The organism is Pseudomonas sp. 43A (assembly GCF_013363935.1).
Classification (GTDB): domain Bacteria; phylum Pseudomonadota; class Gammaproteobacteria; order Pseudomonadales; family Pseudomonadaceae; genus Aquipseudomonas; species Aquipseudomonas crudilactis.
The window spans coordinates 5,071,612-5,085,537 of sequence record NZ_CP054880.1 but is presented as its reverse complement, the minus strand read 5'-3'; the positions used below and the strand labels follow the sequence as shown (position 1 = coordinate 5,085,537).

12 protein-coding genes and 1 tRNA gene are annotated in these 13,926 nt (G+C 57.7%); 8 read left to right on the top strand and 5 right to left on the bottom strand.

The window, feature by feature from the left end; all coding sequences use genetic code 11:
• Window positions 1-3: 3 nt before the first annotated feature.
• The gene (locus HUW52_RS22155) at window positions 4-2,148 is read left to right on the top strand and encodes a 3-hydroxyacyl-CoA dehydrogenase NAD-binding domain-containing protein (RefSeq protein WP_175554921.1); all 2,145 of its coding nucleotides are present in this window, start codon (window positions 4-6) and stop codon (window positions 2,146-2,148) included.
• Window positions 2,149-2,240: 92 nt separating this feature from the next.
• On the top strand, window positions 2,241-2,963 hold the full coding sequence (locus HUW52_RS22150; RefSeq protein ID WP_175554920.1) for an amidotransferase: 723 nt from the start codon (window positions 2,241-2,243) through the stop codon (window positions 2,961-2,963).
• A 108-nt stretch (window positions 2,964-3,071) separates the two neighbouring features.
• Here HUW52_RS22150 and HUW52_RS22145 read toward each other — a convergent pair whose 3' ends face one another.
• From HUW52_RS22145 to HUW52_RS22135, 3 genes are all read right to left on the bottom strand, one after another.
• Window positions 3,072-4,043 carry a magnesium and cobalt transport protein CorA gene (locus HUW52_RS22145; protein WP_175554919.1) on the bottom strand — a complete coding sequence of 324 codons (972 nt, stop codon included), beginning with the start codon at window positions 4,041-4,043 and terminating at the stop codon, window positions 3,072-3,074.
• 134 nt (window positions 4,044-4,177) lie between these two features.
• Window positions 4,178-4,900 carry a 1-acyl-sn-glycerol-3-phosphate acyltransferase gene (locus HUW52_RS22140; protein WP_175554918.1) on the bottom strand — a complete coding sequence of 241 codons (723 nt, stop codon included), beginning with the start codon at window positions 4,898-4,900 and terminating at the stop codon, window positions 4,178-4,180.
• Between the two features lie 215 nt (window positions 4,901-5,115).
• Window positions 5,116-5,805: a crotonase/enoyl-CoA hydratase family protein gene (locus tag HUW52_RS22135; protein ID WP_016985527.1), complete on the bottom strand. Its 690-nt coding sequence runs from the start codon at window positions 5,803-5,805 to the stop codon at window positions 5,116-5,118.
• A gap of 295 nt (window positions 5,806-6,100) precedes the next feature.
• On the opposite strand from HUW52_RS22135, the gene HUW52_RS22130 reads away from it, so the two are divergent.
• The 6 genes from HUW52_RS22130 to HUW52_RS22105 all read left to right on the top strand — a co-directional run bounded on the left by HUW52_RS22130 (window position 6,101) and on the right by HUW52_RS22105 (window position 8,632).
• A tRNA-Ser gene (locus HUW52_RS22130) sits at window positions 6,101-6,190 on the top strand.
• A gap of 143 nt (window positions 6,191-6,333) precedes the next feature.
• Window positions 6,334-6,654 carry a YbjQ family protein gene (locus tag HUW52_RS22125; protein WP_016985528.1) on the top strand — a complete coding sequence of 107 codons (321 nt, stop codon included), beginning with the start codon at window positions 6,334-6,336 and terminating at the stop codon, window positions 6,652-6,654.
• Window positions 6,655-6,901: 247 nt separating this feature from the next.
• Window positions 6,902-7,090, top strand: a complete 189-nt coding sequence (locus HUW52_RS22120; RefSeq protein ID WP_016985529.1) for a hypothetical protein — start codon at window positions 6,902-6,904, stop codon at window positions 7,088-7,090.
• 324 nt (window positions 7,091-7,414) lie between these two features.
• Window positions 7,415-7,786: a hypothetical protein gene (locus HUW52_RS22115; protein WP_038366883.1), complete on the top strand. Its 372-nt coding sequence runs from the start codon at window positions 7,415-7,417 to the stop codon at window positions 7,784-7,786.
• A 137-nt stretch (window positions 7,787-7,923) separates the two neighbouring features.
• Entirely contained in the window at window positions 7,924-8,343 is a 420-nt protein-coding gene (locus HUW52_RS22110; RefSeq protein WP_007914081.1) for a YMGG-like glycine zipper-containing protein, read from the top strand.
• 121 nt (window positions 8,344-8,464) lie between these two features.
• Window positions 8,465-8,632, top strand: coding sequence for a hypothetical protein (locus HUW52_RS22105; RefSeq protein ID WP_007914082.1), 168 nt, complete (start codon window positions 8,465-8,467; stop codon window positions 8,630-8,632).
• A 74-nt stretch (window positions 8,633-8,706) separates the two neighbouring features.
• On the opposite strand, the gene HUW52_RS22100 is transcribed toward HUW52_RS22105, so the two are convergent.
• Together HUW52_RS22100 and HUW52_RS22095 are read right to left on the bottom strand one after the other, a co-directional pair.
• Window positions 8,707-9,135: a hypothetical protein gene (locus HUW52_RS22100; protein WP_095050938.1), complete on the bottom strand. Its 429-nt coding sequence runs from the start codon at window positions 9,133-9,135 to the stop codon at window positions 8,707-8,709.
• A complete protein-coding gene (locus tag HUW52_RS22095; RefSeq protein ID WP_175554917.1) occupies window positions 9,132-13,907 on the bottom strand; it encodes an RHS repeat-associated core domain-containing protein in 4,776 nt (1,591 codons plus the stop codon). The genes HUW52_RS22100 and HUW52_RS22095 overlap by 4 nt, the downstream gene beginning before the upstream one ends.
• Between the last annotated feature and the right edge of the window lie 19 nt (window positions 13,908-13,926).

The following is a 13,926-nucleotide window of genomic DNA, read 5'->3' as shown; positions in this document are numbered from 1 at the left end:
GTTATGAGCGAAGCCATTCGTTACGAAAAAGGCCAGGACGCTATCGTCGTGCTGACCATCGACATGCCGGGCCAGAGCGCCAATACCATGAACGCCGTGTACCGCGAGGCCATGGCCGCTTGCGTTGCACGCTTGGTGACTGAAAAAGACCAGATTGCCGGGGTCATCATCACCTCGGCGAAGAAAACCTTCTTTGCCGGCGGCGACCTCAATGAGCTGATCAAGGTCGGCAAGCCTGAAGCCAAAGCCTTCTATGACATGGTGCTGACCCTCAAGGCGCAGTTGCGCACCCTGGAAACTCTTGGCAAACCGGTGGTCGCGGCGATCAACGGCGCGGCGTTGGGTGGCGGTTGGGAAATCTGCCTGGCCTGTCACCACCGCGTGGCACTGGATGACGCCTCGGTGCAACTCGGTCTGCCGGAAGTGACCCTTGGCCTGTTGCCGGGCGGCGGCGGGGTGGTGCGTATGGTGCGCATGCTTGGCATCGAAAAGGCGCTGCCGTATCTGCTCGAAGGCAAGAAAGTGCGTCCGCAACAGGCGTTGCAGGCGGGTTTGATCGATCAGTTGGCTCTGGATCGCGACGATCTGCTGGCCAAGTCGCGCGCATGGATCGTTGCCAATCCGACAGCGTTGCAGCGTTGGGACGTGAAGGGTTATCAGATTCCTGGTGGTACACCGTCGAACCCGAAAGTGGCGCAGATGCTGGCGATTGCACCGTCCATTCTGCGCACTAAAACCCAAGGTACGTTGCCAGCGCCGGAGAAAATCCTTTGCGCGGCAGTCGAGGGCGCTCAGGTTGACTTCGACACCGCGCACTTGATCGAAACCCGTTACTTCACCGAACTGACCACCGGGCAGATCTCGAAAAACCTGATTGGCACGTTCTGGTTTCAGCTCAATGAGATCAATGCCGGTGGCTCGCGGCCGTCCGGTTTTGCGCCGTATGTTACGCGTAGGGTCGGCGTGCTTGGCGCAGGGATGATGGGCGCGGGGATTGCCTTTGTCAGTGCTTCGGCGGGTATTGAAGTGGTGCTCAAGGACGTCAATCTGGCTGCCGCCGAAAAAGGCAAAGCACATTCAGCGACTTTGCTGGACAAGAAAGTCGCGCGGGGCCAGATGGATGCTTCGCAACGTGAGGCAGTACTGGCGCGGATTCACGCTACTGAAAGTGACGCCGATCTGGCGGGTTGCGATCTGATCATCGAAGCTGTGTTTGAAGACCGCGACCTCAAGGCCAAAGTCTCTTCTTCAGCCCAGCGGGTGGTGGGTGCCGAAGCCGTGATCGCGTCGAATACGTCGACGCTGCCGATCACGGGGTTGGCGACGGCTGTTCCTGATCCTGGCAAATTCATCGGCCTGCATTTCTTCAGTCCGGTGGAAAAAATGCCGCTGGTGGAAATCATCAAAGGCGTGCGGACCACTGATGAAACCCTCGCCCGAGGTTTTGATTTCGTTCTGCAAATCAAGAAAACGCCGATCGTGGTCAATGATAGTCGCGGCTTCTTTACTTCGCGGGTGTTCGGCACGTTCACCAACGAAGGCATCGCCATGCTTGGCGAGGGCGTGAGTGCGCCGATGATCGAAACCGAGGCGCGCAAGGCCGGCATGCCGGTTGGGCCTCTGGCGATCTCTGACGAAGTTTCCCTCAGCCTGATGAGCCATATCCACCAGCAAACCGCCAAAGACCTACAGGCAGAAGGGAAGCCGCTGATTGAGAACCCGGCCTTCGCTGTGATTGACTTGCTGCTCAACGAATACAAGCGCCCGGGCAAGGCGGCCGGTGGCGGCTTTTACGATTATCCGGCCGGTGGACAGAAACATTTATGGCCCGAACTGAAGGCGCGTTTCGAGCAGGTAGACGGGCAGATTTCGCCCAAAGACGTGCGTGATCGACTGTTGTTTGTGCAAGCCATCGAAACCGTGCGCTGCGTGGAAGAGGGCGTATTGACCTCGACGGCGGATGCCAATATCGGTTCGATCTTCGGCATCGGTTTTGCACCGTGGACCGGCGGTGCTTTGCAGTTCATCAACCAGTACGGCGTGAAAGATTTCGTCGCTCGCGCGCAGTATCTGGCTGAGCAGTATGGCGAACGTTTTGCGCCGCCTGCGTTGTTGTTGGATAAAGCAGCGAAAGGTGAAATGTTCTAAGGGCAACGAGCATTCCGGGGCTTGCCTTGCCTGGGTGTTTCAGGGCAGGCTCTGGGGTGTTCATTATTCCCATCACGTGTCAGGTATTTTTTATGTCGCTACGCATCTGCATTCTGGAAACCGACATCCTGCGTCCGGAGCTGGTCGATCAATATCAGGGTTACGGACAGATGTTTCAGCGCCTGTTCTCGCAGCAACCGATTGCCGCCGAGTTCACCGTCTACAACGTGATGCAGGGCGAATACCCAAGCGACGACCTGACCTTCGACGCGTACCTGGTCACCGGCAGCAAGGCCGATTCGTTCGGCACCGACCCGTGGATCCAGACGCTCAAGGAATACCTGCTGACCCGTTACGAGCGTGGCGACAAACTGCTCGGCGTGTGTTTCGGCCATCAACTGCTGGCGCTGTTGCTCGGCGGCAAGAGCGAGCGCGCCACTCAAGGTTGGGGTGTTGGCACCCACAATTACAAACTCGCGGCCAAGGCGCCGTGGATGAGTCCGGTGCGTGAGGAGCTGACGCTGCTGATCAGTCACCAGGATCAGGTCACTGCGCTGCCGGAAAACGCCACGGTCATCGCTTCCAGCGATTTCTGCCCGTTTGCGGCGTATCACATCAACGATCAGGTTTTGTGCTTCCAGGGCCACCCGGAATTCATCCACGATTATTCGCGGGCGCTGCTGGATCTGCGTCAGGAAGCGTTGGGTTCGCAGATCTACAGCAAGGGTGTGGCTAGCCTCGAGCAGGAACATCACGGCGCCACGGTTGCAGAGTGGATGATGCGCTTTGTCGCGCACAAGCCAGAAACTGTCTAAGGCCAAAAGCTTCGCGAGCAGGCTCGCTCCCACATTGGATTTTCGGTGCTCCACCGATCCATGTGGGAGCGAGCCTGCTCGCAAATGTTCCAGACAACTCGGTCTGCTCTACAACCACCCGGACTTTTTGAAACTCGCCCATAAACTCACACACCCCACCGTGATGAACCCCAGCACACCGAAATAGCCGTAATGCCAGCTCAACTCCGGCATGTTCTGGAAGTTCATCCCGTAAATCCCCGCCACCGCCGTCGGGAACGCCAGAATCGCCGCCCAGGCAGCAAACTTGCGCTGCACCACGCTTTGCCGTGAAGCCTCGAGCAACACACCGATCTCGATGGTCTGGCTGGCAATGTCGGCCAGGGTGCTCAGGTCTTCCATCTGGCGCGTTACGTGGATCTGCACATCGCGAAAGTACGGGCGCATATTCTTGTCGATAAACGGGAAACTCAGCTTCTGCAGTTCCTCGCCAATTTCCACCATCGGCGCCGCGTATCGGCGCAGGCGCACGACATCGCGGCGCAAGCCATGCAGCTTCTGAATGTCACGCTCGTTCAACGCGCTACACAACACGTTGCGCTCAAGTTCATCGATCTCGGCGTGGATGGCTTCGCCCACCGGTTGGTAGTTCTCGATGACGAAATCGAGCAGCGCATAAAGTACGAAATCTTCCCCGTGTTCCAGCAGCAGCGGACGCGCCTCACAACGTTGGCGGACATGCGCGTAGGACGCCGAGTGACCGTTACGCGCCGTGATGATGTAGCCCTTGCCGGCAAAAATGTGCGTCTCGATAAATTGCAGAATGCCGTTCTCGCGGATGGGCGAGTAGGTGACGATAAACAAAGCGTCGCCAAAGGTTTCCAGCTTCGGTCGACTGTGTTTTTCCAGGGCATCTTCAATGGCCAGTTCGTGCAAGTTGAACTGACGTTGCAGATTGGATAGCTCCTGAGCGTCCGGCTCTTCAAGACCGATCCAGACAAAGTGCCCGGTTTTGGCGGCCCAGGCAGCGCCTTCGTCGAGGGTAATATTGGTGACTTTCTTGCCCGCGCTGTACACCGCAGCAGCAACAACTCGACCCATGGTGGTGATTCACTTCTTCTTGGCAGGTGGCAGGGAATGCAAGGCTTCAGCTTAGCCGTGTCGCTGCTTGAGAGTCAGTGAAATCTGTACAGTTCACCGGGCAAAAGAAACCCCGCACAGGGCGGGTTGTCTTTTCAGGCGGCTTGCAGTTGCCGATCCATCGACTCAATGCACTCGCGCATCTGTTCACGGCACTGTTTGATGAGCATGGGCATGTCATCCATGGTCAATCCGGCTGTAGGAATCGCCGGTAGCGAGCGTATGAGAATTTTTCCGCTGCGCCAGCGGTTAAGACGCATGTGCTTGATGTAGCTGCTGACGCAAACCGGAACGATTGGCACGCCGGCGGCAATCGCCATCTGGAACGCACCTTTCTTGAACGGCAGCAATTCTTCGCCGAGGTTGCGTGTACCTTCCGGGAATACCCAGATCGAAGTGTCTTCGTTCTGCAGGGTGTTGGCGGTGGTCAGCATCGACTGGCGCGCCTTGTGCGCATTGCCGCGATCGATCAGCACATTGCCGGCGAGCCAGAACAGTTGCCCGAACAACGGCACCCACTTCAGGCTTTTCTTGCCGATGCACACGGTACGACGGGGCACAACGTTGCCGAACACGAACAGATCGTAGTTGGACTGATGGTTGGCGATGATCACGCAGCTGTCAGGCTTGTTCATCAGGCCGCTGACGTCCGTTTTCACCCGCAGGCGCAAAATGCACATGGCTGGCAATGCGTAGAGTCGGGCGCATAGACGGCTGTTGTCCGGATTGAATGGGCGGCAGATCCCGAGGATTACCCCGAGTACGCCTGCCAGAATAAAGTGCAGGCCCATCAATAACATACGAAACACGAACAGCATTTTCAGGCCCTACCGGGACAAAAGGTGGCGCAGTGTACGGATGCGCACTGTTTTCGGCAATTGCCGCTATAGAGTGCGGAGATAGCCGATGTTTAAGCGCATGTTTCAGAATGGCTTGTCAGACCCGTCCTAGAGCAGCCATGGCATTTTCAACCGAGCGTGCAAGAAAAAGCCCGACACGCTGGTCGGGCTTTTCTTTATTGCATGTGTCCGGGTTAACCGAGATGTTCCTGATCCTGGATGATCGCGTTATCCAGGGTTTCGAGCAGCGCCTTGCGCACCTTCAACTTGGTGTTTTTGTGCGCGAGCATGTTGATCTTCTTCAACTGACGCGCAGCGGCGAGGGCGGCACCTTGCAACTCCTCGGCGGAAACCACTTTGTCGAGGAAACCGGCATCCACCGCACTTTGCGGATCGAACATCTCGCCGTTGATAACCGAGCGGTGGAACGCGGAACGACGCAGACGATCACGCGCCAGCTCGATTCCAGCGTGATGCATGGTCATGCCGATCTGCACTTCGTTCAGACCGATGCTGAACGGACCGTCGACGCCGATACGGTAGTCGGCAGACAAAAGAATGAAAGCGCCTTTCGCCACAGCGTGACCCGGGCAAGCGACGATGACCGGGAAGGGGTGAGAGAGCAGGCGACGCGCCAACGTCGAACCGGCGGTGACCAATGCCACGGCTTCTTTAGGGCCGGCGGTCATCACTTTCAGATCGTAGCCGCCAGACAGAATTCCTGGCTGGCCGGTAATGATCACGATGGCACGATCAGTCACCGCCTGATCCAGCGCCGCGTTGAACGCCGCAATCACGTCCGGAGAAATGGCATTGACCTTGCCGTTGCTCAAGGTCAGGGTCGCGATACCGTCTTCGAGGTGGTAGGAAATCAACTCACTCATGACGCTATTCCTTGTAAGAAAGATGGGCAAACGTTACCCACCGCCGCAGGCCAGGTAAAGCGCCGTGACTGACCCGCCAGTCACCGTTTCACGGCCGATCCAGCGTGGCGAAGCATTCTGCTTCTATATAGAAGGGTCGCGCCCACCGAAGATTGGCCGGTTTGCCATGGCCTGCCAGCGGGCAAAACGACTTTTTCTCTTAACCGCATGAAAATTCTGAAAAAAAGTTTGCCATCGCCAAAGCTTTGGACTACATTAGCGCGCCTCGACAGACAGAACATGTTTGAAGAGATACGGTGAAGTGTCCGAGTGGCTTAAGGAGCACGCCTGGAAAGTGTGTATACAGGAAACTGTATCGAGAGTTCGAATCTCTCCTTCACCGCCACATTTAGTACACAAAACCCCTGATTTCGAAAGAAGTCAGGGGTTTTGTGGTTTCTGGCGTCTCGATTTTATTGGCTTCGGCTTGAACTCCGCTTTGAGCTATTACAATCGCGGATTTATTCATCCATATAGGGACGACATTCCATGATCATTTCCACCACTCACGCCATTGAAGGCCGGCAGATCACGGCCTACCTGGACATCGTCAGTGCTGAATCGGTGCAGGGGGTCAATGTGATCCGTGACATGTTTGCCGGTATGCGCGATTTTTTCGGTGGGCGGTCGCAGACGCTGGAGCGGGCTTTGAAGGAGGCGCGTATTCAGGCGACCGAAGAAATACGGGAGCGTGCGCGTGCTCTGCAGGCTGATGCGGTGGTCGGGGTGGATTTCGAGATCAGCATGCCCGGCGGCAAGGGCGGGATGGTGGTGGTGTTCGCGACGGGGACGGCGGTGAAGTTGCGCTGAGTTCCGCTCAATAGGCTTGTGAGCCCATTCAGAGGTTGAATGGGTGCTTTTTTTGTCGGCGATCAGCCCTGTGGCTTGAGATCACAGTTCATCGGTGCGTTTAATTTTTGCAGTCCATTCGTCGGGGGGCAGCTGATCTGAATTACAAGTCCAGGAATGACCGACTAGTCTCAAAAGCCTTGGAGGTCGATATTTTTTCAGGCAAAAGGGTTTTGCCGGTGTTGACCTGTTTCGAAGGGGCGAAGGTATGACTGATCCGTATATCGAAGACGATGGCGCTGAATTTTCCTTCAACAACTGCGTACGGTGCGGCCAGACCGAGTACCAGGCAGGCTTTGGCGAGGATCCGGTTCAGACCGGCAAGATCAAATCTGCGGCACCCAAGGGACCAAAGGCGAAATTTCTCCCCAGGGTCACCACGCGATCCAGAAAATAATCATTATTCTGTATAACCCCGTCATTGCGCGGGGTTTTTTGTGGCTGAATGCGTGAAGAAGTTTCTTACAGCCGATGGCGATGAATTCTCTGGGCTTTCACAAACTTTTCACGTCTGCCGCAGTAGGGTGAAGCCATCCGTTAGAAAGCAAGTCTCCAGCCCGTCTCCCCAGCGGGCTTTTTTTTGCCTGTCATAAAACCTTTTTCAGAATCGCTGTCCAATCGGCGCTGAGCGCGCGAAGCCTCTGATTTCGGCTGGACTTTTGCGCGGCGACGGCATTAAATCCCGGCCCTTTTTGTCATCCCTATTTTTGAGGTTTACGTCATGCGTTTAACACTGCCCGCTCTGGTTCTTGGGCTTCTGGTTGCTCAAGGTGCAATGGCTGCCGGTGATGGCACCGCTGCGCTGGGCGGTGGTCTGGGTGGCGCACTGGGTAATGTCGTCGGTCAGAAAATGGGCGGCAGCACTGGCGCGGCCATTGGCGCCGGCGTCGCGGGCGCGGCAGGCAGCGCAATGGCGGCGCGCAAGGGTAGCCGGACGAAAGCAGCGATTGGCGGCGGCGTTGGTGCAGCCGGCGGTTCGGTGATTGGCAACAGCCTGGGCGGCAAGACCGGCGCCACGATTGGTGCAGGTCTGGGCGGTGCGGCTGGCGGCGCAGTGGGCAGCAATTTGTCCAAAGGTCACAAGCGTCACTAAGACTGATCGTTTGTCAGAAAAAGCCCGGCTCGAAGTCGGGCTTTTTCATGGCTGAACGTTTTCCCCGTTTGCGTCTCCAATCTCACATAGGCCCATGTCTGGGCGGACTGTCCCGCTTCGGGAACTGTGAGGTTCATATGCGCTTGTCATTATCTGCACTGTTTTTCGGTTTGCTGGTAGCACAAGGGGCGATGGCCGCTGGTGATGGCACCGCCGCTGTGGGTGGCGGCCTGGGCGGCGCGCTCGGCAATGTGGTCGGTGGACAACTCGGTGGCAGTACTGGCGCGGCGGTAGGTGCGGGTGTTGGTGGCGCGGCGGGCAGTGCCGTCGGGGCGAATAAACGCAATCGAACTGAGGCGGCCATTGGCGGTGGTCTCGGCGCGGCGGGTGGCTCGGTCGTCGGCAACAGCCTCGGCGGCTCGACCGGGTCGACCATCGGCGCAGGGCTGGGCGGCGCGGCCGGCGGTGCGGTCGGTAATAACCTCGGTGACGATGGTGGCTCTCATTCGGGTGGTGGCCACAAGCACAAGAACAAACATAAAAACCGCCATCATTGATGGAGGGTTAAACGGAAACCCGGCGTTGTGCCGGGTTTTTTGTATTTGCTGATCAGAATCTGGAACGATTGGCTGTAGGGCTTTTCGAACCTCATACACTCCCTGAAATGACGAGGTTGCCATGACTCCTGAAACCGAAGGCAAGGAAGAAAAAGGTTCGAGTGGATTGCCATTTATTAACGATCCGGGGAATGAGGATCCGGGGTCGTTGATGGATGATGCGACGGTGCCGTTGAATGATTCGGATGAGGCGGATATGGAGTATGAAGAGGATGAGGATGAGCAGTGAGGGGAATAGGTTGGGTTGAAAGTCTGGAATTGGTTTTAAGGGCCTGAGTGAGCAGGCCCTTTTTGTGGTCGTGTCTAATCGGTATCTTTTGAGTCAGCCAATACATACAGATTACTTATGCCTGACATTTTTTTGATTTTTTTTAGCTCTATATATTCTTTGAGTTCTTTTTTAATGGTTTCTTCATCGCAATATTTTCTATGTTTAGAGGGTCTTTCACGGGCAAAGTTGTATAGGCGCCAAGTATCAAATCCATTGATTTCACCGTTAGGGCCATAGTCGAAATCTACGCTTCCTGTCGATAAATTGATGCGGCAGCCAATACCATGTAATTCATATTTAACGCCTCGAGTAACTCTCCCGCATCGCTTGATTACCTTGGTGCGCCAAAGCCTTCGAATGTCTCGAGTGCCAAATTTGCGCTCAAATATCAGCGTGCTGGACTCCACCATGGAGATGAAGTCATTTATCAGGATGTCCAAAGTTTCATTTTGATCGCTCATCTTCTTCTCCGATGCTCCAATCTGTCTAAACCTACGTTGTTTGCTGACTCTATTACATCTTCAATACTGTTTAGAGTTCTGTCGTATTTTATAAGGTCGGTTATGAGTTTGATTGTCACATTTGTTGAGGTTTGCCGTGCGGCTGCTGCGCGATGGTGTCCGTCAAGAATATACAGGTTTCCGTCATGTTCTAAGACATCGATGGGATCTACTGGATCGTACCCGTTGCGCATTTTATTTTTATAATCCTCGACTGTCTTGGTTGAGGTCTTTCCCTCTATTGTATGTATTCGCTTCAAAGTTTTTGGATCTATATTGTGAGCAATGTTCGGTAGTTTCGGCTCATCCTCATCAACCTTGGCCCCGCCAATCCCACCCGGCGCCTCACACCCAGGCTTATTCGGCGGCGGACAATTGGAATTCAACCCCAGCGGATCCACCCACCCCGTCGGATTCGGCACGTACTGGTACTGATTCAGCCCACCGGCCAACTTGATCGGATCCGGTGTCAGATACCGTCCCAACCTCGGGTCGTAGTACCGATGCCGGTTGTAATGCAGGCCGCTTTCGCCGTCGAAATACTGCCCCTGAAAACGCAGCGGCTGGTTCAGGTAGTCATCGCCAGCCAGGGTCAGTGCGGCGACTTTGCCGTAGGCGTCGTATTGCGCGGACCAGACGATGTCGCCGCTGTAGTCGGTGAGTTCCTGCGGGGTGCCGAGGTGGTCGAGTTGGTAGTAGAAGGGGCAGGCTTTTTTCGGGCCTTTGCCGTCGAGCAGCGCGAGGGGGCGGAAGGTGCCGGGTTCGTAGACGTAGCTGCGGTATTCGTGTTCGCTGCTTTCGGCGACGAGGTGGTCGCCTTGCCAGAAGAACTCGGTGGTCTCGCCGTTGACGGTTTTTCGGATGCGCCGGCCGAAAGCGTCGTATTGGTAAGTCGCGGTCTGGCCGTCGGGGCGGGTCAGGCCGATCAGGCGGTGCTGGCAGTCGTAGCGGTATTCGGTGACGAGGGTTTGCGCGCGGCCGCGACGTTCGCGGATCAGGTTGCCGAAGGCGTCGTAGTCGTAATGACGATCGCCCTGCATCAGCAGGCGATTGCCCTTGATCTGGCTCGGGCCGGGGCGGTCCTGCATCAGCAGGTTGCCGGCCGGGTCGTGGGCGAAGGATTCCGGCAGTTCGTCGCGTGAATGGCGTACGCGGATCAGCCGGTCGAGGGCGTCGTAGCCGTAGGTGCGCTGGCCGTGGCGGCTGTCGGCGATGTGCGCGAGATTGCCGTTGGCGCTGTAGGCATAATCGCGGCGGTACAGCGAATCACGCTGATGGCCTACGGCGTGCGCGAGTAAGCGTCCCTGATCGTCGTAAGAGTATTCGCTGAGCAGCAGCCCCTGCTGGCGTTGTTGTTCGCGGCCCGACTGGTAGACATGGCGGGTCAGCGATGCGCCATTGAGGTCGATGGCGGCCAGTGCACCGCCCTTGGCGTAGTGATAGTCGAGTTTGCTGTTGTCCGGCAGGCGCATGCGCTGGAGTTGGCCGCAGGCGTCGTAGCGGTAACGCAGGGTGCCCCAGCCTTGATGCTCAGTAATCAAGCGGTCCTGGCGGTCATACTCGAAGGCCAGCGGGTGTTGCTGGCCGTCGTCGACACTGATCAGTCGGCCGAGGCGATCGTATTGATAAAAAACCTTGAGGCCGTCGGGCAGGGTTTTGACCAGAAGACGCCCGGTAGCATCGCGCTCATAAGCGGTGAGCAAACAAGAGCCGTCATCCCCGAACTCGGTCTTTTCCAGCAGATGCCCGTTGAGGTCATAGGCGTACGCTGTACGGCGGCCGTCAAAAGCGCTTTCCTGACGAATCAGCCCGGTCGGCGTGTAATCCAGCCGATACTTTTCCCCGGATTCGTTTTCGATCTCGGTGAGCAGCAGTTGCGCATGGTCGTAGCGGTACTGCACCCGCGTGCCGTCGGGGTTGATCCGCCGCGAGACCAGGTGCAGGTCATCGTCGTATTCGTAGCGGGTGATGCGCCCGAGTTCATCGCGCTCGGCGGTGACCTGACCGTAGGCGCCGTAGCTGTAGGCGCGGGTGCTACCGGTAGGAAATGTCGTCTGAATCAGTCGGCCAACGGCGTCCCAATGTTGCCGGGTGACTGCACCGTGTTCGTCTGCAGTCGTCGTCCGCCGTCCCAGCGAGTCGTAGGAAAAGCGCCGCACGCCACCGTCGGGCAAGGTCTCTTCGGTCAACTGGCCGAGGCTGTTCCAGACCAGTCGATGCCGACTGCTGTCCGGATAACGGATCGACAGCAACTGGCCACGGGTGTCGTAGTAGTAATGGGTGACTTGACCGTCGGGGTCGACCGCTTCGGTGACATCGCCCTCGGCATTGCGCCGGTAGATCCACACCGCCTCGCCGCGCGAACGCCGGTACAGAAAACCGTTGCGATACTCGTAGGACGTGGGCGCCTCATCCGGTGGAATCAGCGCGATCAGCCGTCCGACCTCGTCGTAGCGGTATTCGGTGACCGCGCCCAAGGCATCCTGCTCGGCAATCAAGCGACCCGATGAGTCATAGGCCTTGAGCTGTTCGCCACCGTCCGCCGAGACTTTACGCACCAGCCGCGCACGCTCGTCGTGGACGTACGTTTCTTCAGTGCCATCGACGTAATGCACCGCCACGCTGCCGTCGTCGTTCCAGACGTAACGGGTGTCCATCTGCGAAAACGAGGCCCAATGCCTGACACAGCGAGAAGCCTTGCCCGAGCGCTCCCACTCCCAAAAGAAACTCGCCCCGCCAGCCAGTTGCCGCTGCAGGATTACGTGGGCGTCGTCGTAGTCGTAACGCTCACTGTCGCCGACCGCATTGGTCGCTTCGATCAGGTGCTGATAAGCGTCGTAGCGGTAACTGACCAGCGCTTGTTCAGTTACCCACTCCGCGTTCTGAAAAACCTGGTAATCCACACCCAGCAACTGCGCCCGGTCATAGCGCAACAGCAGCGAACGCCCGGCACCGTTGTCCAGTCGCTGCACCCGGTCAGACCGATCGCGCTGCACCGTCAGACGATTGCCATAGGCATCGCTGATCGCCGTCAGCCGTCCTGCACGAAAGTGATAAAACCGCGCCGTATCCCCGGCCAGCGCCAGGATCAGCTCTTCCGGTTCATCACCCAGAAAAATCGCCGCCCGCGACAAACTGTTGTGAATCGCCGGCCGCTCAATACTCGGCAGCGGAAACCGTGTTCGCCGGTTTTCGTGATCGACCCAGACCACGAAGTCGCCTTCAAACGCCAGCCGATGCGCCAGCGAATGACTCCAGCCAAACCCCAACCCAACATCGATTTCGGTGGCACTAGAGCGATACAACCGCGTGAACTCAAACGGCAACACGCCATCGAGCACGGCATCGCTCAGGGTCAGCAGCTCTTCGCCGGTGACCATCGACACCGGACAACCGTTGGTGCAGGTGAAGGGCACGCAATCGGCGCTGTCACCGTTGGGGTTTTTCGCCTGATCCGGCGAGTCGTCGTGAGGCTCATGCCGTTGCAACCGGCTCGAACCGCCAGACTTGTCCCGCGCCAGCGGCGCCGGATTCGGCACCGTCAACACCAGCGAATCGGCCTGACGAATGTTCAGCGGTATCGACGGTGTCGGTTTCAACTCAACGTCACTCGCGTGAAACATCAGCGGCTTCAACGCGCTCGCGTGCTTGCTCAGTTCCGGTGCCGAAGTCAGTTCCGCCAACCGCAACGCCGACGCCGCCAGCCATTCCCGCGCCCGCGGCGACTTGACCTTCGCCAGCACCTTGCTGCTCAAGCGCAGTGGCACGCCGATGCCACCCGACAACCCCATCAACAGAAAACTGATCAGCAGTTCGACCCGCACCTCGGCCACCACTTCGGCCAGGTATTGCGGCGGCAGCATCTTCAACCAACTGGTAAACGCGGCCAGATGAATGAACAGCAGCGGTTCGTCACTGAGGATCAGCAGACCGTTGGCAATGGCGTCGCTGGAGGCATTCAACAACGCCTCAAGCTCGGCCTCGCTGAGGTATTCCAGCAATTTTTCACTGTTGGCCTGCAGGTCGGCGAGCAGGGCGAACACTTGCCGGATGTCATCCCAGACGCCATTCAGGGCTTTCTCGAATCCGCGCCAGTCGGCCTGTTGCAATTGACCGTAACGGCCAAGAAATCCGGCGCTGGAAAACTCCGTCCACTGCGGCTGAAATTCTGTCCACTCAGCGCGCAGCCAGCCTTCCAGGCCTGCAATGACACCTTCATAAGAGGCATACAACGCCTGCACATGGTCGGTGGACACATCGGGAAAGAAGGTGATGCGATAACGCTGGCCCCGATCACAGTTGGTCACCTGCAGAATGCCGCTGGGCCCGATGGTGTGGTGCAGCGGTTCGCCAAAAGTCAGGATACCGCCGACATCGGCAAGCACCGGTTCGAGGGTCACCGGCGTATCGCCAATCGGCACAAACCGCGCGGCCTCGAACATGTGCACCAGCGTCAGCGACCCGCTGGCCGAGCACATGACCACCGATGAACTGAGCGGTTGGCGCGACTTGATCGGCGCGCTGAGGCGCACGTCGTTGCCGACGGTGAACACCTGCTCGACATCCAGCGCGGAGCCTGTCCAGAACTGCTCGGCCCAGGCGTCGTAGTGGTTCAGGCACAGGCGGAACTCGCGGATCAGGTGTTCGAAGTCCGGCTCGTCCGGGTTCAAAGCAGCAACAACGAGCAGGCCGATGCTGTTGTTCAGGGCCAGCAGCCGATCGGTTGGGAGCATTCGCAGTCTCTCGCGCACA

Coding starts and splice junctions, on each gene's coding strand:
- HUW52_RS22155 (WP_175554921.1), top strand. CDS start 4: ATGAGCGAAGCCATTCGTTACGAAAAAGGCCAGGACGCTATCGTCGTG.
- HUW52_RS22150 (WP_175554920.1), top strand. CDS start 2,241: ATGTCGCTACGCATCTGCATTCTGGAAACCGACATCCTGCGTCCGGAG.
- HUW52_RS22145 (WP_175554919.1), bottom strand. CDS start 4,043: ATGGGTCGAGTTGTTGCTGCTGCGGTGTACAGCGCGGGCAAGAAAGTC.
- HUW52_RS22140 (WP_175554918.1), bottom strand. CDS start 4,900: ATGCTGTTCGTGTTTCGTATGTTATTGATGGGCCTGCACTTTATTCTG.
- HUW52_RS22135 (WP_016985527.1), bottom strand. CDS start 5,805: ATGAGTGAGTTGATTTCCTACCACCTCGAAGACGGTATCGCGACCCTG.
- HUW52_RS22125 (WP_016985528.1), top strand. CDS start 6,334: ATGATCATTTCCACCACTCACGCCATTGAAGGCCGGCAGATCACGGCC.
- HUW52_RS22120 (WP_016985529.1), top strand. CDS start 6,902: ATGACTGATCCGTATATCGAAGACGATGGCGCTGAATTTTCCTTCAAC.
- HUW52_RS22115 (WP_038366883.1), top strand. CDS start 7,415: ATGCGTTTAACACTGCCCGCTCTGGTTCTTGGGCTTCTGGTTGCTCAA.
- HUW52_RS22110 (WP_007914081.1), top strand. CDS start 7,924: ATGCGCTTGTCATTATCTGCACTGTTTTTCGGTTTGCTGGTAGCACAA.
- HUW52_RS22105 (WP_007914082.1), top strand. CDS start 8,465: ATGACTCCTGAAACCGAAGGCAAGGAAGAAAAAGGTTCGAGTGGATTG.
- HUW52_RS22100 (WP_095050938.1), bottom strand. CDS start 9,135: ATGAGCGATCAAAATGAAACTTTGGACATCCTGATAAATGACTTCATC.
- HUW52_RS22095 (WP_175554917.1), bottom strand. CDS start 13,907: ATGCTCCCAACCGATCGGCTGCTGGCCCTGAACAACAGCATCGGCCTG.